This window comes from Streptosporangium subroseum, assembly GCF_900188345.1.
GTDB lineage: Bacteria > Actinomycetota > Actinomycetes > Streptosporangiales > Streptosporangiaceae > Streptosporangium > Streptosporangium subroseum.
Window position 1 is genome coordinate 56547 of record NZ_FZOD01000004.1, and the last position, 25802, is coordinate 82348.

The following is a 25802-nucleotide window of genomic DNA, read 5'->3' on the forward strand; positions in this document are numbered from 1 at the left end:
CAGCACAATCATCGGAGTCGATCAGCTGGCGCCCGTTGCGCGCCTCAGACGAAGGGAGGGTGACCGTGGCTGCTTTCTTCTCCCATGCCCATAGGTCCTTTCCCACCGGTTCTCGCTGACCTGATCGCCGCACCGGTGGGCCTCTCGAATCGGAGAACCCGCAGTGCCAAAGCCTTCCGAACACCGTCGCCGCGGCAAGCACGCACTCGATGACGATGACGTCGAATGGCTCGACAACACCCCCGAGGATCTCGACGGGCCGCCATCCGGCGACCGCTGGTCCACCTGGGATCTGAGTAGCCCCACCGAGCGCGGCCCCCGGCCGCATCCCGGGTGGCTCGTCACCGAACTGGCGGCCGTCGACACCGAGCTCGGCATCCTGAAGACCGGCAAGGAGGCCGACGTCCATCTGCTCTCACGGGGTGTTCCGGACACCGATCGGGTCTGCCTGCTCGCCGCCAAGCGCTACCGCTCAGCCGAGCACCGGCTCTTCCACCGAGACGCCGGTTATCTGGAGGGCCGCGGCGAGCGGGACAGCCGGGTCAGCAGGGCGATGGCCAGCCGATCCCGGTTCGGCAAGGAGATGATCGCCGGGCAGTGGGCCAACGCCGAGTTCCAGGCACTGTGCCGGTTGTGGTCACTGGGTGTGCCCGTGCCGTACCCGGTGCAGATCATCGGTACGGAGATCCTCGAAGAGTTCATCGGCACCCCCGACGGCTTCGCCGCGCCCCGGCTGGCCGCCGTCTCCGAGGGCCTCGCCGACCTGTGGGAGCAGCTCGTCGAGGCGATGGCGGCTCTGGCCCGCGAGGGCCTGGCCCACGGCGACCTGTCGCCCTACAACATCCTCGTCCACGAGGAACGGCTGGTCATCATCGACCTGCCGCAGATCGTGGACGTGGTGGCCCACCCCGTCGGCGCGGAGTTTCTCGACCGCGACGCCCGCAACGTCGCCACCTGGTTCGCCGCACGCGGCGTGGCCTCGGCCGACGCCGACTCACTGGCCTCACTGCTGCGTGCCGAGGCCCGGCTGGGCTGACCGGCGCCCACCTGTGCCGAGCTGTGTCCCCGCTGCCCGTGCGGGCAGCGGGGACCAGCACTCCCTCTCAGGAGACGCCGGCCTCGCGCATGTCGCGAACCTCGCGCTTGAGCTCCTTGATCTCGTCGCGGAGCCGGGCGGCGACCTCGAACTGGAGGTCGGCGGCGGCCTGGTGCATCTGGTCGGTGAGTGACTCGACCAGCGCCTCCAGCTGGGCCCGGGGCATCTCCCCCGCGATCGCCTTGGCGTGCTGACCCACCTGCCTGACCGCGAAACCGGGGACCGGAGCCTTGCCGCGCGACTGCTGGCGGCCGCTGCCGCCGAGGAGCTGGGCGGTGTCGGCGTCTTCCCGGTTGAGCGAGTCGAGAATGTCGGCGATCTTCTTACGCAGCGGCTGCGGGTCGACCCCGTTGGCCTCGTTGTAGGCGACCTGCTTCGCCCGGCGCCGGTTGGTCTCGTCGATCGCCCGCTCCATGGAGGGGGTGATCCGGTCGGCGTACATGTGCACCTGGCCGGAGACGTTTCTGGCCGCGCGGCCGATGGTCTGGATCAGTGAGGTCTCCGAGCGGAGGAAGCCCTCCTTGTCGGCGTCGAGGATGGCGACCAGCGACACCTCGGGCAGGTCGAGGCCCTCACGGAGCAGGTTGATGCCCACCAGCACGTCGAACTCACCCATCCGCAGCTCGCGGAGGAGCTCGATGCGGCGCAGGGTGTCGACCTCGCTGTGCAGGTAACGGACCCGGATGCCGAGCTCCAGCAGGTAGTCGGTGAGGTCCTCGGACATCTTCTTGGTCAGCGTGGTGACCAGGACCCGCTCGTTCTTCTCCGCTCGGGTCCGGATCTCGTGGACCAGGTCGTCGATCTGGGACTTCGTGGGCTTGACGATCACCTCGGGGTCGATCAGGCCGGTCGGCCGGATGACCTGCTCGACCACGTCGCCCTTGGAGCGACCCAGCTCGTAGGAGCCCGGGGTGGCCGACAGATAGACGGTCTGGCCGATCCGCTCCAGGAACTCCTCCCACTTCAACGGGCGGTTGTCCATCGCGGACGGCAGGCGGAAGCCGTGCTCCACAAGCGTGCGCTTACGGGAGGCGTCTCCCTCGTACATCGCGCCGATCTGCGGGACGGTCTGGTGCGACTCGTCCAGGACCAGCAGGAAGTCTTCGGGGAAGTAGTCGAGCAGCGTGTTGGGCGCGCTGCCGGGCTCACGGCCGTCCATGTGACGCGAGTAGTTCTCGATGCCGGAGCAGGTGCCGATCTGGCGCATCATCTCCAGGTCGTAGGTGGTGCGCATCCGCAGCCGCTGGGCCTCCAGGAGCTTGCCCTGCCGCTCCATCGTCTCCAGGCTGACGGCCAGCTCTTCCTCGATGCTCCGGACCGCTCTCTCCATCCGCTCTGGACCCGCGACGTAGTGGGAGGCGGGGAAGATGTAGAGCTCCTCGTCCTCCGTGATCACCTCGCCGGTCAGGGGGTGCATGGTGGAGAGCTTCTCGACTTCGTCGCCGAACATCTCGATCCGCACGGCGAGCTCTTCGTACTTGGGGATGATCTCGATCGTGTCGCCGCGCACCCGGAAGGTGCCCCGGGTGAAGGCCAGATCGTTACGGGTGTACTGCATGTCGACCAGGCGTCGCAGCAACTTGTCGCGCTCGAGCTCCTCGCCCACCTTGAGCCGGAGCATGCGGTCGACGTATTCCTGGGGCGTGCCCAGGCCGTAGATGCACGAGACGGACGCCACCACGATCGTGTCGCGGCGGGTCAGCAGCGAGTTGGTTGTCGAGTGGCGGAGCCGCTCGACCTCGTCGTTGACCGACGAGTCCTTCTCGATGTAGGTGTCGCTCTGCGGAACGTATGCCTCGGGCTGGTAATAGTCGTAGTACGAGACGAAATATTCGACCGCGTTGTTAGGCATCATCTCGCGCAACTCGTTAGCGAACTGCGCGGCGAGCGTCTTGTTGGGCTGCATGACCAGGGTCGGCCGCTGGAGCCGCTCGATCAGCCAGGCGATCGAGGCGGTCTTGCCCGTGCCCGTGGCGCCCAGCAGGACGTTGTCCTTGTCACCCGCCTTGACGCGCCGCTCGAGCTCGGCGATCGCCGTTGGCTGGTCGCCTGAGGGCGTCATGTCGGTGATGACCTCGAAGGGGGCCACCTTGCGCTGCAAATCTGTTACCGGCCTCACCTGCTCCACTGTAGGCGGAGCCACCGACAATCCTTCTCCGGTCGCCTGAGCCCAACCGCACGGCCCCGATCACCACGCCTTCGATCGCCCGGCTTCCAACCACGTGACCTCCACCCGCCCGGCCCTCAACCGTGCGATCTGCACCCGCCGGGGCTCCCTCCGCACAGCTCTCATCCGCACCGCTCTCACCCGCACGCTTCTCGCCCGGCCGGTCCTCACCCGCCCGGCCCTCGGCCACATGGCAAATGGACCGTACGGCCCTCAATCACGTGGCAAGCGAACCGCAAGCGGGATCCCCTTGACTGTTCTGCGCACCTACGCTCACCAAGCGTGATATATCCGCCTTTTGACATATGACTATCCGGAGGTTTGATGTCCCGGCCAAGAGAAGCCATGCAGTCCGCGATGGTCGCGGCCCAGGCGATAGGGCAGGGCGGTGATGTACGCCAGGTCATCGGGCAGGCCGTGGGACAGATCGCCGGCCAGGTCGCCGGCGAGAAGGGGTTCTCGCTCAACACCTCGGACTTCATGGCCGCCCGCGACCAGGGCGTGTCCCTGGCCACCGCCATCGAGGCCCGCAGCGCGTCGCTGAACGAGGCCGGTGAGATCATCAACCGCAGCTTCACCGGGAAGGGCCCGAACGGCGAGCCGGTTCACGTGATCTCGCCGGTGGTGATCCCCAAGGACACCACGGCCCGGATCGTCCTCCCCCTGGTCGGGCTGGCGGTGCTCGGACTGGTCGGTCTGGTCGCCACCGGGCTGCCCGACGGCGCACGGGTGCTGTTCGGCCCCCACTACTGGGTCGTGCTGCTGCTGGCCGCCGCCTTCCTGTGGTGGCGGCGGAGTGTGGTCATGGTGCCCGAGGGCTGCAGGGCTCTGATCACCAAGTTCGGCAAGCTCGTGCAGATCGCCGAGCCCGGCCGGGTGACGCTGTTCAACCCGTGGAAGCGGGTCAGCTACATCGTCAACACCACCCGCGAATACCCCTTCAACGCGCCCATCCGCGAGGCCCCGACCCAGCAGGGCGTCAAGGCCAGCGTCGACCTGTTCCTGCAGTTCCGGATCGAGGACCCTGCCGAGTTCATCTTCGTGCTCGGCTCGGTCGGCGGCTTCCAGGCCAAACTGCAGAACGCGATCAGCGAGGTCACCCGCTCCCTCATCTACGCCCAGCGCGCCGAGGAGATCTACGACCTGGTCGGCGAAAGCACCATGGGCATGCTGGACAACCTCAACCAGCAGTTCCTGCCCGCCGTACGGCTCACCGACGTGAACATCACGCACGCCGAGCCAACGAGCCAGGAGTATCGGATGGACCTGGCCGCCCCCGAGATGATCAGGGTGGCCAAGGAGGCCTACACCTACGAGTACGAGCTCCAGCTGCGCAAGGAGCAGAACGAGGGCGACCTGATCAAGGAGCTCGCCGGTCTGCAGGAGCAGCTGTCGGCCATCCACGCCGAGATCGCCGGACACCAGGCCCGGATGGACACCGCGCTGGAGCGCGCGTCCCACCAGGCGAAGGCCCAGGGAGGCCAGCGGCTGGTGGAGGCCGAGTCCACCGCCAAGGCCAACGCGGCCCTCCTGGAGGCGCAGGCCCTGGACATCCGGGCCCTGAGCGCCGCCGAGGCGCCGGAGATCCTGGACTACCGCTTCGAGCAGGACCTGCTCGACAAGCTCGAATCCGTGGCCTCCCACATGCCCCGCCTGGTGCAGATCGGTGAGACCACCGACATCGACCTGCTCGCCCTGGCCAAGCAGATGGTCGGCAGCCACGAGAAGCAGCTGTTCTCCGACACGGACATGGCCGCGATCAGAGACCGGATCACCCAGATCGGCAGGCGCGTCGAGGGCCGGGAGGCGGAGATCACCGCCCTCCTCCACCCCGCCTCCGAGACCGTGGTGCCCGCCGTACAGGAGAAGGCGGGAGTCGACCAATGAGCCGCGAGAGAACCCGACGCAGCAAGTGGAGCGGTCCGCGAGGCACGAGCGGCCCGCTCAACGAGCGAGAAGCGGTGAACGACCAATGAGCCGCGAGAGAACCCGACGCAGCAAGTGGAGCGGTCCGCGAGGCGCGAATGACCTACGTAACGAGCGAGGAATGGTGAACGGCCAGTGAGCAACAGAGAGTTCTCCAAGATCAAGGAATCCCTGGCCTCGTGGTCGGAGATCCGCCAGCTGCTGCGCGGCGGCGAGTCCGGCCAGCTCGTCCCCGTGGTGATCCCCAAGGACCGCCGCGGTTTCGCCTGGGTGGCCCTGCTGTTCCTCGCCCTCTACCTGATGGGTACCGCGGTGCTGGCCGACGGGGCGTTCGCAGGCCTCGCCGCGATCGGCGCGGTGGTCTCCCTGGCCGCGGCGCTGGTCTGGATGTGGCGCCGGGCGATCATCGAGATCGAGGAGGGCACTACCGGCGTGCGCAGCCGGTGGGGTGCGATCATCGGCGTCCTGCCCCCGGGACGCCACTACCTGTGGCTGCCGTGGGACCGGGTGGACGCGGTGGTGGACACCTCCACCGAGATCCCCTACTCCGCTCCGATCGTGGCCTGCCCCACCGCGGAGAACGTGCCGCTGAAGTCGATCGAGTTCTTCCTGAAGTTCCGCATCGTCGACCCGGTGGCCTTCGTCCGGACGATCGGCGCCGGTAACTTCGACCTCGTGCTCAGCAGTGCCGTACAGGACGCCATCCGCCAGCGCAGCCGCCAGGTCAACACCGAGCGGGCCTACGACCTGCGCGGATCCGACGTGGGCGACATGCAGGAGCTCCTGACCCGCCAGCTCGGCCGGTACGGCGTGCGGATCACCGGCGCCAACATTCCCGACGTGCAGTTGCCCGACCAGTACCAGCAGCACCTGGCCACCCGCGAGAAGGTCGCCAAGGAGTTGTCGGCCTTCGAGCGCGAGTGGGAGCTCACCCGCAAGCGTCGGATCGACACCCTCCTGATGGAGATCGAACGCTCCAAGAAGACGCGTGACGCCCGTATCGTCGAGGTGAGAGCCGCCGCCAACACCGCGCGTAAGGACGTCGCCCGCATGCTGGAGGAGCACGAGACCGAGGCCCAGCGGGTGCGCTGGGAGATCGAGGCCAAGGGCCGGGCGGAGCTCACCTCCGCGGAGAACGAGGCGAAGGGGCTGCGCCACCTGGCCGACTCCTACCGCGACAACCGGGCCGTGCTCGAATACGAGCTGGCCCGCCGCCGGCTGGATGTGGGCGCCAAGCTCGCCGAGAGCGCCCCGCGTCCCGTCGTCGTCCGCACCAGCGGTGCGTCCGGCGAGTCCTCCGCGCTGTCCACCATGCTTCTGGCCCAGATCCTGCCTCAGCTCAGCAGCGGGAACGGCCAGGTCAGGCCAGCCGTTGAACCCAACTGAAAACCTTCTATCCCCTGGGAGTTCCCCGATGGTGTTCCGTAAGCTGATGGCCGCGTTCGGCGCAGGTGTCGAGGTCGACACCGTGCTGCAAAACTCCAACGTCCGTCCCGGCGAGGTCCTGCGCGGGCAGGTCAACTTCCGCGGCGGCGGCTCCGACTACAAGGTCGAGGGCATCTTCATCGACTTCACCGCGGTCGTCGAGGTCGAGAGCGGCGACAACGAGTACAAGTCGACCTACAGCTTCCTGCGTCAGCAGGTCACCGGGCCCTTCCAGCTCGCCTCGGGCGCCCCCCAGTCGGCCCCCTTCGAGATCCCCGTCCCCTGGGAGACCCCGATCAGCGCCATCGGCGGCCACCCGCTGCGCGGCATGCAGCTCGGCGTCTCCACCGAGCTCGCCCTGGCCGGCGCGCTCGACAAGGGCGACCGCGATCCGCTGTTCGTCAACCCTCTGCCCGCCCAGGACCACGTGCTCGGCGCGCTGGACAACATGGGTTTCCGCTTCAAGAAGGCCGACCTGGAGCGTGGCACGCTGCACGGCTCGCAGATGCCGTTCTTCCAGGAGATCGAGTACTACGCGGGCCGCGAGTACACCCGCCACTTCAACGAGCTGGAGTTGACCTTCATCGCCGGTCCGCACGCGCTGGACGTCATCCTGGAGGCCGACAAGCGTGGCGGCTTCATGAGCTCCAGTCACGACACCTACAACCGGTTCACGGTCCGCTACAACGACCACCCGGGCCAGGTTGAGCAGTCGCTCCGCGCCGGTCTCCAGGCCATGGCCCAGAAGCGCGGCTGGTTCTAGCCCTCTCCCTCTCGTAGGGCCTTCCGTACGGCCGCGCCCCGGTCGCCGTCACCCGGCGACCGGGGCGCCGCTCGTTTCCCGGAGAGGAGCCGTTCCCTCGCCGCCGAGACGATCCGAGCCGAAGATCTTTGGGTACGTAAAATGATTACCAAGGCGGAGCATGGAGTATGCCCGGGTCCAGACCTACGATGACGACGTGACCATGACAGCGGGGGCTGACTGCCGACGGGACGAGCGGGGCTTACATGGGGCGGATTGCACGGTTCGGGGCATGGCTCGGTAAGAACGTCGACGGTTTCATCGCGCTGCTCCTCGCCGTGGGCGTCGGCGTGGTGGGGCTGTTCCAGGACGTCTTCAAAGATAAAGACGCTGTCCAACAGGTGATCGCGTCCGGGACCCTCCTCGTGCTGGCCCTGCTGGCCACCACCATCCTGCGCGACCGCTGGCGGCAGGAGCCGGTCGAGGCGGCGATCAGGGAGAGCTTCACCAGCACCGCGGCGCTTCCCGGCCGGCTGGAGCGGCTGGAGGGGGTGGTCGACGAGGCCGGGAGGGCGCTGCAGGATCTGTCGGTCGTGCACGTGCTCAACGGCGCCGAGGAGATCGCCAAGGCGCACGCCGAGGGCCGCGGGGAGACCGACCGCTGGATCTTCAAAGGCGGCACGGGCACCTACTTCCGCGCGGTGACGCTGCCCGAGTGCGTCACCGCGGCCAGAAAGGAGCGGCGCGCGCTGCTGATGCGCCTGGAGATCCTCGACCCGGGCAACGAGCGGGTCTGCGAGGCCTACGCCCGCTTCCGGCGGTCGATGTCGCAGGAGCCGGACGGCACGGGAGAGGTCTGGACACCCGAGCGCACCCGCAAGGAGTCCTACGCCACCATCCTGGCGGGCTGCTGGTACCACCAGCGGTTCGGCCTGCTGGAGATCCACATCGGGCTGTCGGCCACGATGACCACGTTCCGCTGGGACCTCTCGTCGGCATCGCTGATCATCACGGGAGAGGACCCCCGGCGGGCGCTCCTGGCTCGCCGGGGGTCCTTCTACTACGACAGCTGCATCACCGAACTGATGACCAGCCTGGAGCAGGCCAAGCGGGTGCCGATCGAGCTGGGCAGGTCGGTCCCGCTCAGCGAGGAGCCCACGATCGAGGAGGTGCGCAGGCTGTTCGAGACCCTCGGCCTGCCGCTCCCCCGCTCCTACACCGACAGGGACATCGGCGATCTCACGCGAAAGGCGCTTCGGGCGAAGAACCCGTACCTGTGATGAGATATCAGGATCTGTACGATGAGATGATCAACGGTACGGCGCGCGACTCCCTGCCCGGCTGGGCACGGGGGGTCCTCAAGGCCATCGGTTCCGGCGACTCTCCGGTCACCGCCGTCCGCCATCCGCTGGGCTTCCTCTGCCTGCCGCTGGAACGGACCGAGGAGCACGGCGTGTGCGTGCACGTCTGGTCCGGCGCGCTTCCGCACGCCGCCTCCACCACCTCGCAGATCCACTGTCACAGCTGGGACCTGGTCAGTCACGTGCTGTACGGCCGGGTCGAGAACGTTCGCGCCGACGTCAGCGACACGACCTCGGCCGTCACCCACCGGATCTTCGAGGTGGTCAGCGAGACCGACGGCGACCACATCCGGCCGACTCCGCGTACCGTCAGGTGCGACTGGGGAACGAGCGAGGTGTTCGGTCCAGGCCAGACCTACACCCTGCCGGCCGGGGTTTTTCACTCCAGCCTGATCCCCGGCGACGGGGAGACCGCGACGATCGCGCTCGGCCGGGGTCGTCCGGGCCACAGCGATCTGTCACTGGGTGCGCCGGACCTCCCCGCCCACCTCATCTCCCGATACCGTTGCGACGCGCGGGAGACCTCCCGCATCGCGCTGCACGCCGCCGGGCATCTGGTCTAGGAGGACCTCGTATGACCAGTGAAACGGACCTGGAACACGCCCGCCGGATCGCCGTCGACGCCGCGGAGGCGGCCGGGCTGCTGCTCTCCGCGGGGACCGGCGGGATCGTCGAGATCAACTCCAAGGGCGATCACGGTGACGTGGTCACCAACCTGGACCTGGCCGCGGAGAAGCTGCTGCTCGAACGGGTGCTGACCGCCTTTCCCGGCCACGCGGTGATCGCCGAGGAGTCGGGAAGGCTCGGAGAGCCGGGATCCGAGTGGACCTGGGTCATCGACCCTCTGGACGGCACCAACAACGTCGCGATCGGCCTGCCGCTGTACGCCGTGGGCCTGGCCCTGTGCAGGGACGGCCGGCCCGAACTGGGGGTCGTGCACGAGCCGGTGACCGGCAGGACCTGGTCGGCGATACGGGGCCGGGGCGCCCTCGGGCCTGGAGGCCCGCTGACCACTCCGCCCTACCGCCCCGCCGCTCACGGTCCCGTGCTGGCCTGGATCCAGGGGTACGGCGTGCGGCGCGGCGACGCCGTGGCGGGGGCGCTGAAGGCCGGGCTGGACGAGCACGCCCGCCGGGTCCTGAGACTCTGGGCTCCGCTGCTCGCCTGGGTGATGCTCGCCCGGGGGGACATCGACGGGATCATCGGCTACCGGACCGGGATCGTCGATCTGCCGGGCGGCCTGCTGATCGCACGGGAGGCCGGAGCGCTGGTCACGGCCTTCGACGGCACGCCCTTCGACGCTCCGCTGTCGGGGGACGGGCACGACTTCGTCGCGAGCCGGCCCGGACTCCTGGACGACCTGCTGGAGCTCGTCGGGGACAGGATCAGGCGGTGAGCAGCAGCGCGCCCACGGTCGCGCCCACGCCGACCACGGCCAGCCCGGCCCCGGCCAGAACGAACGTCGGGATCGGCACCCGCACCCCGCTGCGGCGGCACCACTCGAACCACAGCAGGATGGCGAGCGAGGCCCACGGGGTGATCACCGAGCCGACGTTGGTGCCGATGAGCAGCGCCAGCAGCTGGTCCTGGTTGCCCACCGGGATGACCTTCTCCACCGCGGTGTAGGCGGGCAGGTTGTTGATCAGGTTGGCCAGTCCGGTGCCTATGGCCGATGCCCGGTAGGCCCCGTCACCGCCGCCGCCGGTCCCGGCCAGGGCGCCCAGCACGTCCGCCAGGCCGTACCGGCTCAGGGTGGGAACCACCAGGAACAGGCCGGTGACGAAGACCAGCAGCTGCCACGGAAACAACGCGAAGGTGAGTTTGGAGCGGTCGCGCCAGGCGAAGGCCGCGATCATCAGCACCGCGGCGGCCAGGGCGGCCACCTCGATCGGCAGCTCCAGCAGGATGGCGGCGATGAACAGCAGGCACACCACGGCCGCCGTACGGAACAGCACCGGGTCGGCGACCGGCTCGGGGACCGGCGGGTCGTAGCGGTCGGCGCCGCGCCGGCCACGCCGCCAGAAGAACACCCACAGGAAGACCATCGTGACCATGATGGAGACGAGCTGTGGGAACCAGAGCCGCCCGGCGAACTCCTGGACCGACATGTCCAGCCGCTCCATGGCCAGCAGGTTGGTCAGGTTCGAGATCGGCAGGAGCAGGCTGGCGGTGTTGGCCAGCCAGACGGTGGTCATGGCCAGCGGCAGGGCGGCGATCCCGGTCCTGGCCGCCAGCGCGAGCATGACGGGTGTCAGCAGCACCGCCGTCGTGTCCAGGTTCAGGAACATGGTGACCAGCGACGCGAAGGCCGTGCACAGCAGGAACAGCGCCAGGTAGTTTCCCCGCCCGGCCGTCGCCATCCGGGTCGCGATCACGTCGAAGACCTGGGCTTCCTTGGTCAACTCCGCCAGAACGATCACGGCGCCGAGGAACAGCAGGATGGGCGCGATCCGCGCCAGCTGGTCCCCGGCCTCCCGCACCGGGAGCAACCCGGTGACGACGAACAACAGGCCCAGCCCGAGCAGGCCGATCCGGATCCGGTCCAGAACGCTCAATCGCCGCAACACAATCCGCCATGATCCACCAAACCGGACGAGATTGCACCTGCTCCCTTGATCGAAGTACTCCAAAACCCCGCCGCGGCGGGCGATACTGAATTTCGGGCACGGCGGCGAGGGATGGGGACGCGATGGCTCGGGACGACAGGCCGATCGACATCTTCGTCAGTTACTCCCCCGCCGACGAACGGTGGGCCTCCTGGATCGCGTGGGAGCTGGAGGCCGCCGGATACCGGACGATGATCCAGGCGTGGGACTTCGTGCCGGGAACGCAGTTCATCGAGTTCATGGACCGGGGCGTCAGCGAGGCCGCCCTGGTGGTGGCGGTGCTGTCGCGAAACTACCTCAGGTCGCGCTGGGGGCGGATGGAGTGGCAGGCCGCGCTCCGCGCCGACCCGGAGAACCCCTCCAACAAGCTGGTGACGATCCGGCTGGAGGACTGCCCGCTGGAGGGGCTGCTGTCCACGATCACCTGGGTGGACCTGGTGGGGGTGGCCGACCCCGAGCAGGCGCGGGCGCTGCTGCTCAACCGCATCGCCCAGGCGCTGGCGGGCCGGGCCAAGCCGCTGGAGCGGCCGTCGTTCCCCAACGGCCCCCTGACCATCCCCGGCCAGGTGCTCTCCACGCCCGCCCGGCGCGAGTCCTCGCGGACGCGCCGTACGCCGGTGGCGCCGCCCGCCTATCCTGCCGGGCCGTCGACGTACGCCCCGCGCGAGTCGATCACGCTGCTGCACATCGCGGGCTCCCGGTTCGGCAGGGGGCTGGCCGAGGAGGGCGAGCCGCTGACGGCCGAGGAGCTGCAGCCGAGGATCTGGGCGGATCTGACCCGGCTGCGGGACTCCGGCCTGCCCCGTCCCGACCTGATGGTGGTGACCGGCGACCTGACCGAGTCAGGCAGCCGCAGGGAGTTCGGCGAGGCCGCGACCTTCCTGACCGGGCTGCGGGTGCTGCTCGGCCTGGAGCCGCAGCGGTTGATCGTCGTTCCCGGGCCGAGGGACATCACGAAGGCGGCCTCCCGGGCCTACTTCAGCAACTGCGAGGCCGACGACGTCCGCCCGCAACCTCCCTACTGGCCCAAATGGCGGCACTTCACCGGCCTGTTCGAGGAGCTCTACCTGGGGCTCGACGGCCCGGAGTTCGACAGCGCCCAGCCGTGGACGCTCTTCTCCATACCGGAGCTCAAGGTCGTGATCGCCGGCCTGAACTCCACCATGGCGATGAGCCACCGCGAGGAGGACCTGTACGGCTTCGTGGGGGAGGCGCAGGCCGCGTGGTTCGCCGAGCGGCTACGGCCGTTCGAGGAGTCGGGCTGGCTGCGGATCGGCGCGGTCGGCCACCCGCCGTCGCCGTCCCGCCTGCGCGACACCGCCACGCTCGAACACCTGCTGGGCGGCCGGCTCAACCTTCTGCTGCACGGGGCGGGCGAGGGGCGCCTGAAGAGCCTCACCTGCCTGCCCGCGCTCGGTCCCGGCCGCCATCAGCTCATCGAGGTGACCTCCGGCGGTCTGCGCCGCTGGGACCGGAACGGGGGAGATCTCACCCCCGCCGAGGAGGCCTCGCACCGCTGGCACGCGACGGGGCTGACCTTCTCCGCGGGAGAGCTCGCGCCCGCCCTGCCCCCGCAGGCCCTCCCCGCCGTCGAACCCGAACGGGCCGCGAGCCCGGCCGCGCTGCTGCTGGAGCGGATCGCGGAGGTCTGCGAGGCCAGGCACGAACGGGCCAAGATCAGGAGGGTGGCCGGCGACATCCCGCAGCTGCTGGTCACCTACCCCGAGGACGGCTTCATCAGGCAGCTCAGGATCGGCGCGCACGCCGGCGAGCTGACCTCAGGCGACGTGGAGGTCTTCGCCGGGCAGGTGCACGCCTCGGGGCTGGAGCACGGCGCCGAACTGGTCTACCAGGGGCCGCCGCCCGCTCAGGCGCTCCGCGAGGAGATGACCCGGCGCGGGCTGCGGCTGCGCAGCTTCACCGAGTTCCAGGGACTGCTCGACCTGACGGGATACGTGGCCGACCAGACGGCGCGGCTGCGCGCGGACCGGCGCTACCCGCAGGAGCTGTACGTCACGCAGCGTTTCAGGGAGCTGGACCGGCCCGACCAGCCGGTCAAGGACGGGCTCACCGACGAGCTGATGCGGCTGCTGGCCACCGACCACGGCCGGTTCCTGCTGGTGCTGGGCGACTTCGGGCACGGCAAGACCTTCGCCCTGCGCGAGCTGGCCAGGCGGATCCCGGTGGAGTTGCCCCACCTGGCGCCCATCCTGATCGAGCTGCGCGCGCTGGACAAGGCGCACTCGGTGGACGGCCTGGTCGCCGCGCACCTGGCCAACCACGGCGAGGACGTCATCGACCTGAAGGCCTTCCACTACATGCTCCGCCAGGGGCGCATCGTGCTGCTGTTCGACGGGTTCGACGAGCTGGTGACCCGGATGACCTACGAGCGGGCCGCCGACCACCTGGACACGCTGCTGCAGGCCGCCGAGGACAAGGCGAAGATCGTCGTGGCCAGCCGCACCCAGCACTTCAAGTCCAGCGCCCAGGTGCTCACCAAGCTCGGCGAGAAGGTGGGGCTCCTGCCGCAGCGGCGCGTCCTCAGCGTCGAGGACTTCACCCGCCCGCAGATCCGCGCCTACCTCGTCAACCGCTACGACGGCGACGAGGTCGCGGCGCAGGACCGCTTCTCGCTGATGAGCGACATCGAGGACCTGCTCGGGCTGGCCAGGAACCCGCGCATGCTCAGCTTCATCGCCGAGCTCGACGACCAGCGCCTCGCCACCGTGGCCCAGGCCAGGCACACCATCAGCGCGGCGATGCTGTACCAGGAGATCCTGGGCTCCTGGCTCGCCTTCGAGGAGCACCGGGTGAGCGGGGTGCGCGGCACGCCCACCGGGCTGCGCACCGAGGAGCTGTGGCAGGCGGTGACCACGCTGGCGCTGCGGCTGTGGGAGAGCGGCGAGGCATATCTGCGGCCCGCGGAGCTGGCGGAGGTCGCCGAGACGCTGACCGGCCTGGCCGACGGGCAGCTTTCCGGCCAGCAGACCGCGCACGCGGTGGGGACCGGCAGCCTCATGGTCCGCACCGAGGAGGGCCTGTTCGGGTTCATCCACTCCTCGGTCATGGAATGGCTGGTCGCCCGGCACATCGCCGCGACCCTCGAAGAACCGGTGACCCTGACGCTCAGGCCGCTGTCACAGCTCACGGTGGAGTTCCTGTGCGACCTGGCCGACGTGCGCGCCTGCCAGGCCTGGGCCGCGAGGGTGCTCGCCACCCCCGGCGCGGACGACGTCTCCCGGGCCAACGCCATCAAGATCACCACCAGGTTGCGCACCCCGGCGATGGCCGACCTGCGCGGGGCCAACCTGCGGGGCGAGGACCTGTCCTCGCGTGACCTGCGAGAGGTGGACCTCACCGGCGCCGACCTGACCGACGCCACCCTGGTCGGCACGGACCTGTCACGCGCCGTGCTCCGCGGCGCCCGGCTGACCGGGGCCCGGCTGGACGAGGCGAAGCTCACCGGTGCCGACCTGCGCGGCGCCGACCTGACCCGGGCCAGGCTGGCCAGGGCGGACCTGCGGGACGCGTCGCTGGCGGGCAGCCGCTGGCAGCGGGCGGCGCTGATCGACGTCATCGGTACGGTGCCCGGCATCCCCGAACTGCGCGGGGCCGCGATCGCACCGGGTCAGCCCGTGGAGACCCAGCTGGCCCCGGCCGCGATCGGCGTGCCGTACGGCTACCACTTCCAGTTCAGCAGGCTGCCCGACCCCGTCGCCTACAGCCCCGACGGGGAGACCGTGGTGATCGGCAGCGACGACGGCGGGGTGCTGCTCTGCGACAGCGGCACCGGCCTGCCGGTCAAAAGCCTGCCGGGCCACCGGGGGCGGGTCTACGCCGTCACCTTCAGCGGTTCGGGCGACCTGCTCGCCACCGGGGCGAGCGACGGCACGGTCCGGCTCTGGGACCCCGTCACCGCGGCCCCCTCCCACGTGCTCACCGGCCATCCCGACGGGGTGTGGCCGGTGGTGTTCAGCCCCTCGGGGCGGCTGATCACCGCGGGCGGCGCGGACGGCGTCATGCGGGTCTGGGACACCGCCACCGGGCTGCCGCACCGGGAGCTGTCCGGTCACGACACGCCGATCTACACCGCGGCCTTCGACCCGGGCGGCGACACGCTCGTCATCGGCGACGCGGCCGGGATCATCCGGATGTGGGACGTGCGGACCGGCAAGATCCGCCGGACCCTGATCGGGCACCGCGGCGCCATCTACCGGATCGCCTACGACCCCACCGGCACCGTGCTGGCCGCGGGCGACCGGGAGGGCGTGGTCCGGATCTGGGACCCCGAGGACGGGCGGATCCTGCACGAGCTGATCGGGCACACCGGCAGCGTCTACGCGTTGGCCTTCTCCCCCTCCGGGCGGCTGATGGCGACCGGGGACACCGAGGGCGCGATCCTGCTGTGGGACCCCGCCACGGGCGCCTCACGCGGCGCGCGCACCGGCCACAGGACGGCCGTCTACCAGGTCGGGTTCAGCCCGGACGGCTCGATGCTGGCCAGCGCCGACTCCGACGGCACGGTCCACCTGCAGGACGTCGCCGGGGGTCACGAGCGGGTGGAGCTGGCGGGGCACCGGGGCTCCGTCTGGCCGTTCGCGTTCCGGCCCGACGGCGAGCAGCTGGCCACCAGCAGCAACGACGGCACCGTCCGGCTCTGGGACCCGGCGACAGGACAGTGCCAGCGCGTCCTGCGCGGCCATGGCCGCAAGATCACCTCGGTCCGGTTCAGCTCTGACGGAAGCATGCTGGCCACCAGCGGCAACGACGGGGTCGTCAGGGTCTGGGAACCGCTCACGGGCCGCCGCCTGCGGGAGTTCACCGGGCAGGCGGACCGGCTCATCTCCGCCGCCTTCAGCCCGACGGATCCCACGCTCGCCACCGCGAGCAACGACGGCGGAGTGCACTTCTGGAATGCCGCCACCGGCGACTACGAACGCGAGCTGCACGTCGAAACCGACCATGTCTGGGCGGAGGCGTTCAGCCCCGACGGGGATCACATCGCCACCGCCAACGACGACGACAGCGTCTGCGTCTGGTACCGGGCGACGGGCCGCCGGGCCGCCAAGTTCGCCGACCACCACGGGCGGGTCCGCTCCATCGCGTTCAGCCCCGACGGCCTCTCCGTGGCCACCGGCTGCGACGACCGGCTGGTGCGGATCTGGGACGTCGAGACCGGCGAGTGCGTCGCGACCCTGGAGGGCCACGCCGGCCGGATCTACTCGGTGGCCTTCGGCCCCGACGGCACCAAGCTGGTCAGCGCGAGCAACGACGGCGACGCCCGCGTGTGGGAGCTACGGCCCGGCCGTCCCTGGCAGGTCAGGCTCCTGCACACGCTCACCCGCCACTCGGGAGGGCTGTGGGCCTCCGCCCTCAGCCCGGACGGCTCGCTGCTGGCCACCGCGGGCGACGACCTGACCGTGCGGATCTGGGACGTCGTCACCGGCCGGCACCTGCACGCGCTGGCCGGGCACACCCGCCGCATCTGGTCACTGGCCTTCGCCCCCTCCGGGGACCTGCTGGCCAGCGCGGGCGACGACGGCGTGGTGATCCTGTGGAACCTCCCCTCCGGCGCCGCTCCCACCCAGCGGGTCGTTCTCCTCGGCCTGCCCGAGGGATGGGCGGCGATCGCTCCGGACGGCCGCTACAAGCTCGTGGGTGAGGTGACCGGCCAGTTCTGGTACGTCGTCGGCACGCGGAGGTTCGAGCCCGGAGAGCTGGACGCCTACCTGCCCGCGATCGGGCAGATCCCCCTGGACGCGGAATTCTGACCACCGCCCGGGATCCTGCCGCCGCCCGGCTCAGGGGGTGGCGCGGGCGGTCAGCTCGGCCCAGACCTCGTCCACCTGGACCTGGAGATCCTTCAGCGACCCCTCGTTCGGCACCACGATGTCCGCGATCTTCAAGCGGTTCTCCCGGGTCGCCTGGGCGGCGAACCGGGCCCTGGCATCCCCCTCGTTCATGCCGCGCAGCCCGACCAGCCGGGCGAGGCGCACCTCGTCGGAGGCGTCCACGACGACCACCACGTCGTACATCGGGGCCAGGTTGTTCTCCGCCAGCAGCGGCACATCGTAAACCATGATCGCGTCATCGTCCGTCTGCTCCTGCAGCTCGGCGACCCTCGCCCCGACCAGCGGGTGCACGATGGCGTTGAGGGAGGCCAGCCTCTCCGAGTCGGCGAAGACGATCGAGCCCAGCCTCTCCCGGTTGAGCGACCCGTCCTCGTGCAGCACTCCGGCGCCGAAGACCCCGACCACGTGCGCCAGCCCGGCGGTGCCCGGTTCGACCACCTCACGGGCGATCTTGTCGGCGTCGATCACCACGGCGCCTCGGGCTGCCAGCAGCCGGGAAACCTCACTCTTGCCCGATCCGATACCGCCGGTAAGCCCCACCTTCAACATGATCCGCAGCATACGCCGTACGGCGCGGCGCGGAGCCCCCGGAGGCGGATTACCCCTCCGGCGACCCGCCGTCCGCCACACCGGGCGCCTTGCGGCTGCCGGCGCGTGCCAGATGACCAACCGGCGTACGGCGGCGGCCCCGTCACGTCACGCCGGGCGCCTACAGCTGCCGGCGCATGTGGACCAGGGTCAGGTGGTCGCTCATCCGCTCCCTGCGGGTCTCACGGTAGCCGTGGCCGCGGTAGAGCCGCAGGTTGCCCTCCGACAGGTGGCCGGTGAACAGGTCGAACGCCTGGGCCGAGACGATCTCGTCGTGAAGGGCTGCCAGCAGGGTGCCGCCGAGGCCCCGCCTCTGGACGTCCGGCGCGACCACCAGGCGGCCGACCATGCAGGTCGTGCCGGACAGCCGCCCCCGGATCGCGCCCACGATCCGCCCGGCGTCACGGGCGACGAGCACGGTCGCGGTCTCGACGGCCCTGCGGATCTGGTCGGCCGACTCCACCAGCGGCGGAATGAACGGATCTCCGTAGAGCTGAGCCTCGCTCACGTAGGCGGCACGCTGCACGGTCAGGATCTCGCCCGCGTCCTCGGGCTCCGCCCGTTCGATCGCCATCACGGCGCCACCCTAACGGGCCCGCGCACGGTGCCGACCGGCGGGCACGTCCGCGCCCTCGCCGCCAAGGCCACCGGAGTGACACGCCGGGCGCGCGGGCACGGGCCACGGCCCCCTCCGGGCCGGCGTAGGCGTGGGTCGGGACGCCGGTGGTGATCGTGCCGTGGATACGCACGGAAAAGGGCCCCGCCGGAGCGAGGCCCTTTCTTGAAACCGTTACCGCTTCACCAGAGCGTCAGCTCTGGCCGCCCGCGAGCTTCTCGCGCAGAGCGGCGAGAGCCTCGTCAGAGGCAAGAGCGCCCGCCGCCGGAGCGGAGGAGCTGCTGCTGCTGGAGCTGGTGGTGGAACCCGAGCCGGCGCCTGCGCCGGGGGCCGGGGTCTCACCGGAGTAGGACGTGGGGGCTGCTTCGCCGGCCTCTGCCTCGGCCTTGCGAGCCTCCTCGACCTGCTTCTTGTGAGCCTCGAAGCGGGTCTGAGCCTCGGCGTACTGCCGCTCCCACTCCTCGCGCTGCTTGTCGAAGCCGTCGAGCCACTCACCGGTCTCCGAGTCGAAGCCCTCGGGGTAGATGTAGTTGCCCGAGTCGTCGTAGGTCGCCGCCATGCCGTACAGCGTGGGGTCGAACTCGACGTCGGCTCCGATGGCACCCTCGTTCGCCTGCTTGAGCGACAGCGAGATCCGGCGACGCTCAAGGTCGATGTCGATGATCTTCACGAAGATCTCGTCACCAACCTGGACGACCTGCTCGGGGATCTCGACGTGGCGCTCGGCGAGCTCGGAGATGTGAACCAGGCCCTCGATTCCCTCCTCGACGCGGACGAACGCACCGAACGGCACCAGCTTGGTGACGCGGCCGGGAACGACCTGACCGATCTGGTGGGTGCGGGCGAACTGCTGCCAGGGGTCTTCCTGCGTCGCCTTGAGCGACAGGGAGACACGCTCGCGCTCCATGTCGACGTCGAGAACCTCGACGGTGACCTCCTGGCCGACCTCGACAACCTCGGAAGGGTGGTCGATGTGCTTCCAGGAGAGCTCGGAGACGTGAACCAGACCGTCGACGCCGCCCAGATCCACGAACGCACCGAAGTTGACGATCGAGGAGACGACGCCCTTGCGGACCTGACCCTTCTGCAGGGTGTTGAGGAACGTCTGGCGAACCTCGGACTGGGTCTGCTCAAGCCAGGCGCGGCGGGAGAGAACCACGTTGTTGCGGTTCTTGTCCAGCTCTATGATCTTCGCCTCGAGCTCACGGCCCACGTACGGCTGAAGGTCGCGGACGCGGCGCATCTCGACCAGGGAGGCCGGGAGGAAGCCACGGAGGCCGATGTCGAGGATGAGTCCACCCTTGACCACCTCGATGACGGTGCCGGTGACGATACCGTCCTCGTCCTTGATCTTCTCGATCGTGCCCCAGGCCCGCTCGTACTGAGCGCGCTTCTTGGACAGGATCAGACGGCCTTCCTTGTCCTCCTTCTGGAGAACGAGGGCCTCGACGTGCTCGCCAACCTCGACGACGTCCGCCGGGTCGACATCGTGCTTGATCGAGAGCTCGCGCGAGGGGATGACACCCTCGGTCTTGTAGCCGATGTCGAGCAAAACTTCGTCTCGATCGACCTTGACGACGGTGCCCTCGACGATGTCGCCGTCGTTGAAGTACTTGATGGTCAGGTCGATCGCTGCGAGGAAGTCTTCCTCAGAGCCGATGTCGTTGACCGCTACCTGCGGGGTGCTCGAGGTGGCCTCAGTGCTGCTCGTCATGTGTGGAGTTGCTCCGAACGCGGACAGATGTCGATGTGGCGAACGCGCGGCGGGCTTCTTATCGTTCAGCCGAAGGAATTGGCATCGGCGTGATCGAGCGCGAGCCCACTCCGTCCGAGACACGCGCGAGCCCACAGCGCAGCGATCAGCATATGAGACCAGACGGGTATGGTCAATCCAGGGGCACGACACGCAGGCAGACCAGACCGGTTACGGACACGCTCAATAGGCGTTGATCTGCTGCCTCCGTTGCGATCTGATATTACCCCGAAGCCCCTGGGGGATGGAGATGTGTTCGGGATCGCCGTCGGCCGTGTAGCGATCGCCGGGGTGCTTGTTCAGCCACTCCAGCCAGTATTGCGAGCACCACTTGCGGCACTCGCCCTTTTTACCGTTGCTCTGGATCCGCTGGATGGCCCGCCAGTCGAACCCCTTGACGAAGGGCGAGAGCGACGGCTCCGCGCCGGCCAGGAAGACGCCCTTGAACGCGAACCGGCTCCCGTCCCACTTGCCGGACTGCACGGTGGACTTCTTGCGCGGCATCGCCCCGAAGGGCAGCGCCAGCGTTTCGGAGGGGCCGTTGCCGAGCTTCTTCAGCAGCCGTTCCATCTTGACGATCTGCTCGGCGATCTTCTTTTTCGACAGGCTGGGCAGGGAGGGATGCGTCCAGGTGTGGTTGGCCACCTCGAAACCGTGCGAGGTCAGCCACCGCACGGCGCGCTTCTGGTCGCCCAGGCCCTCCAGGCCGAACGGCCGGCGGTTCACCCAGAAGGTGGCGACGGGCCGGAATCCCGGATATTTCCTGGCGACCTGGTAGATGATCCCGACCGCGGTGTCCTTCGCCGGCATGCCGTCCGCTTCGAGCGCGAAATGGCCGCTGTGCCCGTCGTCGAAGGTCAGCACGACGGGGTGCTTGCCCGCCGGAATGTCGATCTTCCCGGTGACGAACTCCCGCGCGGTGATCGGCACATAGTCGTTCTTGGCCAGCTTCTCCAGCTCCTGACGCACCTGGGAGGGTGTGCGGTCGATGGAGGCCAGCCGCTTTTTCACGATCCGGTGGTACATCAGCACCGGGACCAGCCCCGCCTCGTTGGCCTTCACCTGCCGGGCGAACTCCACGGTGGCGGGAATGGGCGGCGGCAGGTCGGCCGAGGGCAGGTCGGGCTCCGGCGAGGGCGCAGGTGCGGCGGACCCGGACGGAGCGCTCGTCACCTTGCCGGACAGCGGGGTGGCCGGCGTCACCGTCGCGGTGCGGAGCACCAGGAGCACCACCACCGCCGCGACCATGACCGCCAGGTTGGCCAGAACGACGATCTTCGTGAGGTGGGGTGAGCTCCGCACAAAACTCCCGTGCCCGTCGAGGTATCCGGCTGGATCACCAGCCTAGAACAGACTCGGACAGGCCGGGCATTCGTCGATGTCCAGCGCCTTTCAGGTGCGGCCGGCCGTCAGTGCCCGGCGTCCTCCCAGGTGCGGCCGACGCCCAGGGAGACCACCAGCGGGACACGCAGGGAGTAGGCGGCGTTCATCCGGTCGGTGACCAGCTCGCGCAGGGTCTCCAGCTCCCCCGGGGCCACCTCGAACACGAGTTCGTCGTGGACCTGGAGCAGCATCCGGGAGCCCAGCGTCGCCTCCTTCAGCGCGCTCTGCACGTTGAGCATCGCGACCTTGATGATGTCGGCCGCCGAACCCTGGATCGGCGCGTTGAGCGCCATCCGCTCGGCCATCTCCCGGCGCTGGCGGTTGTCGCTGTTCAGGTCGGGCAGGTAGCGGCGGCGGCCCAGGATCGTCTCGGTGTAGCCGTCGTTCCTGGCCTGGGCGACGATCGCGTTGAGGAAGTCGCGGACACCCCCGAACTCCTCGAAGTATTCCTCCTTGAGCGCCTTGGCCTCCGACACCGGGATGCTGAGCTGCGCCGACAGCCCGAAGTCGGACAGTCCGTAGGCCAGGCCGTAGTTCATCGCCTTGATCTTGGCCCGCATCTCCCCGTTGACCTGCTCGGGCGCGATGTCGAAGACCCGGGCCGCGGTGGCCTTGTGGAAGTCGTGCCCGGACTCGAAGGACGCGATCAGCGCCTCGTCGCCGGACAGGTGGGCCATGATGCGCAGCTCGATCTGGCTGTAGTCGGCGGTCAGCAGCGTCTCGTAACCGGAACCGACGACAAAGCCCTGCCGGATCCGGCGGCCCTCGGAGGTGCGGATCGGGATGTTCTGCAGGTTGGGCTCCTTCGAGCTGAGCCGCCCGGTGGCCGCCATCGTCTGCTCGAACGTGGTGTGGATCCGCCCGTCGTCGGAGATCTCCTTGATCAGGCCCTCGACCGTGGTGCGCAGCTTGTCCTGGTCACGGTGGCGCAACATGATCGTCGGGAGCTCGTGGTCGGTCTGCGTGACCAGCCAGGCCAGCTGGGCGGCGTCGGTGCTGTAACCGGTCTTGATCTTCTTGGTCTTGGGCAGCGCGAGCTTGACGAACAGGATCTCCTGGAGCTGCTTGGGCGAGTTCAGGCTGAACTGCTCGCCCACGGCCGCGTGCGCCGCCTCGACGGCCTGCTTCACCGCCGCGCGGAACTCCGACTCCAGGCCGCCGAAGTAATCGCGGTCCGCGGCGATCCCGGCCCGCTCCAGCTCCGCCAGCACGGTGACCAGTGGCAACTCCACGTCGCTCATCAGGTAGGTGCCCCCACGCGGCTCCAGGAAGGCTTCCAGGGCGTCGGCCAGCTCCCGGACGGCCAATGCCCTCAGCGCAAGGTCGCGGGCCGCGTCGTCGTCCTGGTCGTCGTCGAAGAGGCTCGCCTGGCCTCCGGCCTCCGCCTCTCCGCGCAGCTCACGCTGGAGATATGCCCTGGCCAGATCCTCCAGCGGGAACGACTTCTGCCCCGGCATCGCCAGATAGGCCGCCAGCGCGGTGTCACAGGAGAGGCCGCGTAGCTCCATGCCCTGCGCCCACAGCGCCAGCATCGGGCCCTTGGCGTCATGCACGGCCTTGGCCTTCGACGCGTCGCCCAGCCAGGCGCGCAGGGCCCCCTCGTCGGACTCGGTCAGCGTGGTGGGGTCGATGAACGCGGCCCGGCGCATGCCGTGCGCGCCCCCGGCGCCGTCGTCCGGCGCGGCGATCGCGATGCTGTCGATCCGGCCCGTGCCACTGCCGTACGCGCCCTTGAAGGCCAGACCCACCCGGCCCTCGGGCAGCGCACTCAGCCACGCGGCCACCTCGTCGGGTCCCAGCGCGGCGACCTCGACCTCGAAGCCCTCCCCCGCCGCGACCTCCGCCGAACCGAGCGTCTTGAACAGCCGGTCGCGGATCTCGCCCCGGAACTCCAGCGCGTCGAGGATCTTGTTGATCTCGTCGCGGTCGGACGCGCCGACCGTCAGGCCCGAGACCTCGATCTCCAGCGGCACGTCACGGATCAGCTGGGTCAGGCGGCGGTTCATCAGCACCTGGTCGAGATGGTCGCGAAGCTTGTCGCCGACCTTGCCCTTGACCTCGTCGACCCGGTTGACCAGCTCCTCCAGCGAGCCGAACTCGCGGATCCACTTGGCGGCGGTCTTCTCCCCGACCCCGGGGATGTTCTTGAGGTTGTCACTGGAATCGCCGCGAATGGCCGCGAAGTCCGGATATTGGGCCGGGGTGAGCTCGTATTTCTCCACCACCGCCTCGGGGGTGAACCTGGTCATGTTGCTGATCCCGATCCGGGTCATCAGCACCGTGACGCGATCGTCGACGAGCTGCAGCGCGTCACGGTCGCCGGTGACGATCAGCACGTTCATGTCCTGCTCGGCGGCCTGCGTGGCGAGGGTGGCGATCAGGTCGTCGGCCTCGTAACCCGCCAGCGACAGGTGCGGGACGCGCACCGCGTCGAGCACCTCGTGGATCAGGCTCATCTGGCTGCGGAAGCTGTCGGGGCTCGCGCTCCGGTTCGCCTTGTACTCGGCGTACTCCTCGTGCCGGAACGTCGGCTCCGACCGGTCGAAGCAGACCGCCACGTGTGTGGGCTGCTCGTCGCGGAGCACGTTGACCAGCATCGAGGTGAACCCGTAAACCGCGTTGGTCGTCTGGCCCGTCGTCGTGGAGAAGTTTTCCTCGGGAAGGGCATAGAAGGCCCTGTACGCCAGGGAATGCCCGTCCAGCAACAGGAGACACGGACGAGTGGGGGTCGCTTCTTTCTTCGGCACACAGAAAGCCTAGTCTCCTGGTGCGACAGAAAACCTGGCCTCGCGTGACAGGAGACATCCCCTTGACCATGACAGACCCCGGCGACGTCAACTCAGGCATGGAAGAGCAGATCCGCGCCGCCCACACGAACACGCTCGTCGAGCGGATGGGCATCGAGATCACCGAGGCGACCCCCCAGCGGGTGGTCGGCCGGATGCCGGTCGAGGGCAACACCCAGCCGTACGGCCTGCTGCACGGCGGCGCCTCATGCGTGCTCGCCGAGACCCTGGGCTCGATCGGCGCGGCGACCCACGCGGGACCCGGGCGCATCGCCATGGGCGTCGAGATCAACGCCACCCACCACCGCTCGGCCACCTCCGGGTACGTCACCGGCGTGGCCACCCAGGTGCACGGGGGCCGGACCCTCACCACCTACGAGATCGAGATCACCGACGAGCAGGACCGCCGGGTGTGCACCGCACGCCTCACCTGCATGCTCCGCGACATCTGATCACATCGCGTATTCGATCATAACCCGACCACGTTTTTGCCTTTCTGGCGCAACTGATCGGATACGCTGGGTGACATCGACGCCCGCGGGGAGGCCGAGTAGAAAACGTACAGGGTCGGGGAAGCTCTGTACGGCGCCAAAGGCCTTCCCCGGGCTCGTCGGACTCCACGGGTGAGCCCGGGCCGGAATCCACCCGGCCGCCCTCTCCCGCCAGGGGTCCTGTTCACGCCCATCGACACCTGTACGGCCCGCACCGCGCAGACGCGGGCCGTACAGGAACGAGACGACTCAGATGTTGTCGGTGTGCGTCGGGTCGAGCACGCGGCGCAGGAAGACCTTCGTGCGCTCGTGCTGCGGGTCCCCGATCACCTGGGCGGCCGGGCCGTCCTCCACGATCACCCCGCCGTCCATGAAGACCACCCGGTCGGCCACGTCCCTGGCGAACGCCATCTCATGGGTGACCACGAGCATGGTCATCCCCTCCTCGGCCAGCTTGCGCATGACCGTGAGCACGTCGCCGACCAGCTCGGGGTCCAGCGCCGAGGTGGGCTCGTCGAACAGCATCAGATCCGGGCTCATCGCCAGTGCCCTGGCGATGGCCACGCGCTGCTGCTGGCCGCCGGAGAGCTGGATCGGATAGGAGTCGCACTTGTCGGCGACCCCGACCTTCTCCAGGTTATCCCTGGCGATCTTCTCGGCCTCCGCCCTGCCCCGCTTCAGCACCCGCCGCTGAGAGATCATCACGTTCTGCAGCGCGGTCATGTGCGGGAACAGGTTGAACTGCTGGAAGACCATGCCGACCCGGCGACGGGCGGCGTCGATGTCGACGTCGCGGTCGGTCAGCTCGACACCCTCCAGGATCACCTTGCCCGACGTGGGCTGCTCCAGCAGGTTCACGCAACGCAGCAGCGTGGACTTGCCCGACCCCGACGGGCCGATGACGCAGACCACCTGGCCGGGGTCGACCGAGAAGTCGATCCCCTTGAGCACCTCCAGCCTGCCGAAGGACTTGTGAAGGTCGCGGATCTCGATCGCATGGGTCATCGGAG

Annotated in this window: 17 protein-coding genes; 9 read left to right on the forward strand and 8 right to left on the reverse strand. The window is 69.2% G+C overall.

Translation table 11 applies throughout. From position 1 onward, the window contains the following. The first annotated feature begins 163 nt into the window (after window positions 1-163). Complete coding sequence (locus CHC08_RS05490; protein ID WP_218825136.1) at window positions 164-1036, forward strand: serine protein kinase RIO; 873 nt, start codon at window positions 164-166, stop codon at window positions 1034-1036. 67 nt (window positions 1037-1103) lie between these two features. On the opposite strand, the gene uvrB is transcribed toward CHC08_RS05490, so the two are convergent. Continuing rightward, window positions 1104-3215, reverse strand: coding sequence for an excinuclease ABC subunit UvrB (uvrB, locus tag CHC08_RS05495; protein ID WP_089206258.1), 2112 nt, complete (start codon window positions 3213-3215; stop codon window positions 1104-1106). 393 nt (window positions 3216-3608) lie between these two features. Between uvrB and CHC08_RS05500 the strand changes: the two genes are divergently transcribed. The 6 genes from CHC08_RS05500 to CHC08_RS05525 all read left to right on the forward strand — a co-directional run bounded on the left by CHC08_RS05500 (window position 3609) and on the right by CHC08_RS05525 (window position 10113). Next, window positions 3609-5150 (forward strand): SPFH domain-containing protein, encoded by a 1542-nt coding sequence (locus tag CHC08_RS05500; protein ID WP_245878140.1) that lies wholly within the window; start codon window positions 3609-3611, stop codon window positions 5148-5150. Window positions 5151-5324: 174 nt separating this feature from the next. Continuing rightward, window positions 5325-6575 (forward strand): SPFH domain-containing protein, encoded by a 1251-nt coding sequence (locus CHC08_RS05505; protein WP_089206064.1) that lies wholly within the window; start codon window positions 5325-5327, stop codon window positions 6573-6575. 28 nt (window positions 6576-6603) lie between these two features. Then, window positions 6604-7377 carry a sporulation protein gene (locus CHC08_RS05510; RefSeq protein ID WP_089206065.1) on the forward strand — a complete coding sequence of 258 codons (774 nt, stop codon included), beginning with the start codon at window positions 6604-6606 and terminating at the stop codon, window positions 7375-7377. 245 nt (window positions 7378-7622) lie between these two features. Continuing rightward, window positions 7623-8636 carry a hypothetical protein gene (locus CHC08_RS05515; RefSeq protein ID WP_089206066.1) on the forward strand — a complete coding sequence of 338 codons (1014 nt, stop codon included), beginning with the start codon at window positions 7623-7625 and terminating at the stop codon, window positions 8634-8636. Beyond that, window positions 8636-9280, forward strand: coding sequence for a hypothetical protein (locus tag CHC08_RS05520; RefSeq protein WP_089206067.1), 645 nt, complete (start codon window positions 8636-8638; stop codon window positions 9278-9280). Before CHC08_RS05515 ends, CHC08_RS05520 begins: the two co-directional genes overlap by 1 nt. Before the next feature lie 11 nt (window positions 9281-9291). Next, complete coding sequence (locus tag CHC08_RS05525; protein ID WP_089206068.1) at window positions 9292-10113, forward strand: inositol monophosphatase family protein; 822 nt, start codon at window positions 9292-9294, stop codon at window positions 10111-10113. Here CHC08_RS05525 and CHC08_RS05530 read toward each other — a convergent pair. Continuing rightward, window positions 10103-11272: an ArsB/NhaD family transporter gene (locus CHC08_RS05530; RefSeq protein ID WP_245878141.1), complete on the reverse strand. Its 1170-nt coding sequence runs from the start codon at window positions 11270-11272 to the stop codon at window positions 10103-10105. The two genes, CHC08_RS05525 and CHC08_RS05530, sit on opposite strands and share 11 nt — an antisense overlap. Window positions 11273-11406: 134 nt before the next feature. Between CHC08_RS05530 and CHC08_RS05535 the strand changes: the two genes are divergently transcribed. Next, window positions 11407-17094, forward strand: coding sequence for a WD40 domain-containing protein (locus tag CHC08_RS05535; protein ID WP_089206069.1), 5688 nt, complete (start codon window positions 11407-11409; stop codon window positions 17092-17094). A 30-nt stretch (window positions 17095-17124) separates the two neighbouring features. On the opposite strand, the gene coaE is transcribed toward CHC08_RS05535, so the two are convergent. The 5 genes from coaE to polA form a co-directional block, all read right to left on the reverse strand. Continuing rightward, window positions 17125-17724 carry a dephospho-CoA kinase gene (coaE, locus tag CHC08_RS05540; RefSeq protein WP_089206260.1) on the reverse strand — a complete coding sequence of 200 codons (600 nt, stop codon included), beginning with the start codon at window positions 17722-17724 and terminating at the stop codon, window positions 17125-17127. A gap of 160 nt (window positions 17725-17884) precedes the next feature. After that, on the reverse strand, window positions 17885-18337 hold the full coding sequence (locus CHC08_RS05545; protein WP_089206070.1) for a GNAT family N-acetyltransferase: 453 nt from the start codon (window positions 18335-18337) through the stop codon (window positions 17885-17887). Window positions 18338-18572: 235 nt separating this feature from the next. Next, window positions 18573-20093, reverse strand: a complete 1521-nt coding sequence (gene rpsA / locus CHC08_RS05550) for a 30S ribosomal protein S1 (protein ID WP_089206071.1) — start codon at window positions 20091-20093, stop codon at window positions 18573-18575. Window positions 20094-20315: 222 nt separating this feature from the next. After that, window positions 20316-21434, reverse strand: coding sequence for a polysaccharide deacetylase family protein (locus CHC08_RS05555; protein ID WP_245878142.1), 1119 nt, complete (start codon window positions 21432-21434; stop codon window positions 20316-20318). Between the two features lie 107 nt (window positions 21435-21541). Further along, a complete protein-coding gene (gene polA / locus CHC08_RS05560) occupies window positions 21542-24262 on the reverse strand; it encodes a DNA polymerase I (protein WP_089206072.1) in 2721 nt (906 codons plus the stop codon). A 98-nt stretch (window positions 24263-24360) separates the two neighbouring features. On the opposite strand from polA, the gene CHC08_RS05565 reads away from it, so the two are divergent. Beyond that, complete coding sequence (locus CHC08_RS05565; protein WP_089206262.1) at window positions 24361-24753, forward strand: PaaI family thioesterase; 393 nt, start codon at window positions 24361-24363, stop codon at window positions 24751-24753. Between the two features lie 288 nt (window positions 24754-25041). Here the strand turns inward: CHC08_RS05565 and CHC08_RS05570 are convergent, their stop codons facing one another. After that, the gene (locus tag CHC08_RS05570) at window positions 25042-25797 is read right to left on the reverse strand and encodes an amino acid ABC transporter ATP-binding protein (protein ID WP_089206263.1); all 756 of its coding nucleotides are present in this window, start codon (window positions 25795-25797) and stop codon (window positions 25042-25044) included. Between the last annotated feature and the right edge of the window lie 5 nt (window positions 25798-25802).

What these genes read in the sequence shown, in the direction of transcription:
- rpsA (WP_089206071.1), bottom strand. Translation starts at nt 20,093, where the DNA reads ATGACGAGCAGCACTGAGGCCACCTCGAGCACCCCGCAGGTAGCGGTC.
- CHC08_RS05545 (WP_089206070.1), bottom strand. Translation starts at nt 18,337, where the DNA reads ATGGCGATCGAACGGGCGGAGCCCGAGGACGCGGGCGAGATCCTGACC.
- CHC08_RS05535 (WP_089206069.1), top strand. Translation starts at nt 11,407, where the DNA reads ATGGCTCGGGACGACAGGCCGATCGACATCTTCGTCAGTTACTCCCCC.
- CHC08_RS05510 (WP_089206065.1), top strand. Translation starts at nt 6,604, where the DNA reads ATGGTGTTCCGTAAGCTGATGGCCGCGTTCGGCGCAGGTGTCGAGGTC.
- CHC08_RS05570 (WP_089206263.1), bottom strand. Translation starts at nt 25,797, where the DNA reads ATGACCCATGCGATCGAGATCCGCGACCTTCACAAGTCCTTCGGCAGG.
- CHC08_RS05515 (WP_089206066.1), top strand. Translation starts at nt 7,623, where the DNA reads ATGGGGCGGATTGCACGGTTCGGGGCATGGCTCGGTAAGAACGTCGAC.
- CHC08_RS05565 (WP_089206262.1), top strand. Translation starts at nt 24,361, where the DNA reads ATGGAAGAGCAGATCCGCGCCGCCCACACGAACACGCTCGTCGAGCGG.
- CHC08_RS05525 (WP_089206068.1), top strand. Translation starts at nt 9,292, where the DNA reads ATGACCAGTGAAACGGACCTGGAACACGCCCGCCGGATCGCCGTCGAC.
- CHC08_RS05520 (WP_089206067.1), top strand. Translation starts at nt 8,636, where the DNA reads ATGAGATATCAGGATCTGTACGATGAGATGATCAACGGTACGGCGCGC.
- coaE (WP_089206260.1), bottom strand. Translation starts at nt 17,724, where the DNA reads ATGTTGAAGGTGGGGCTTACCGGCGGTATCGGATCGGGCAAGAGTGAG.
- CHC08_RS05500 (WP_245878140.1), top strand. Translation starts at nt 3,609, where the DNA reads ATGCAGTCCGCGATGGTCGCGGCCCAGGCGATAGGGCAGGGCGGTGAT.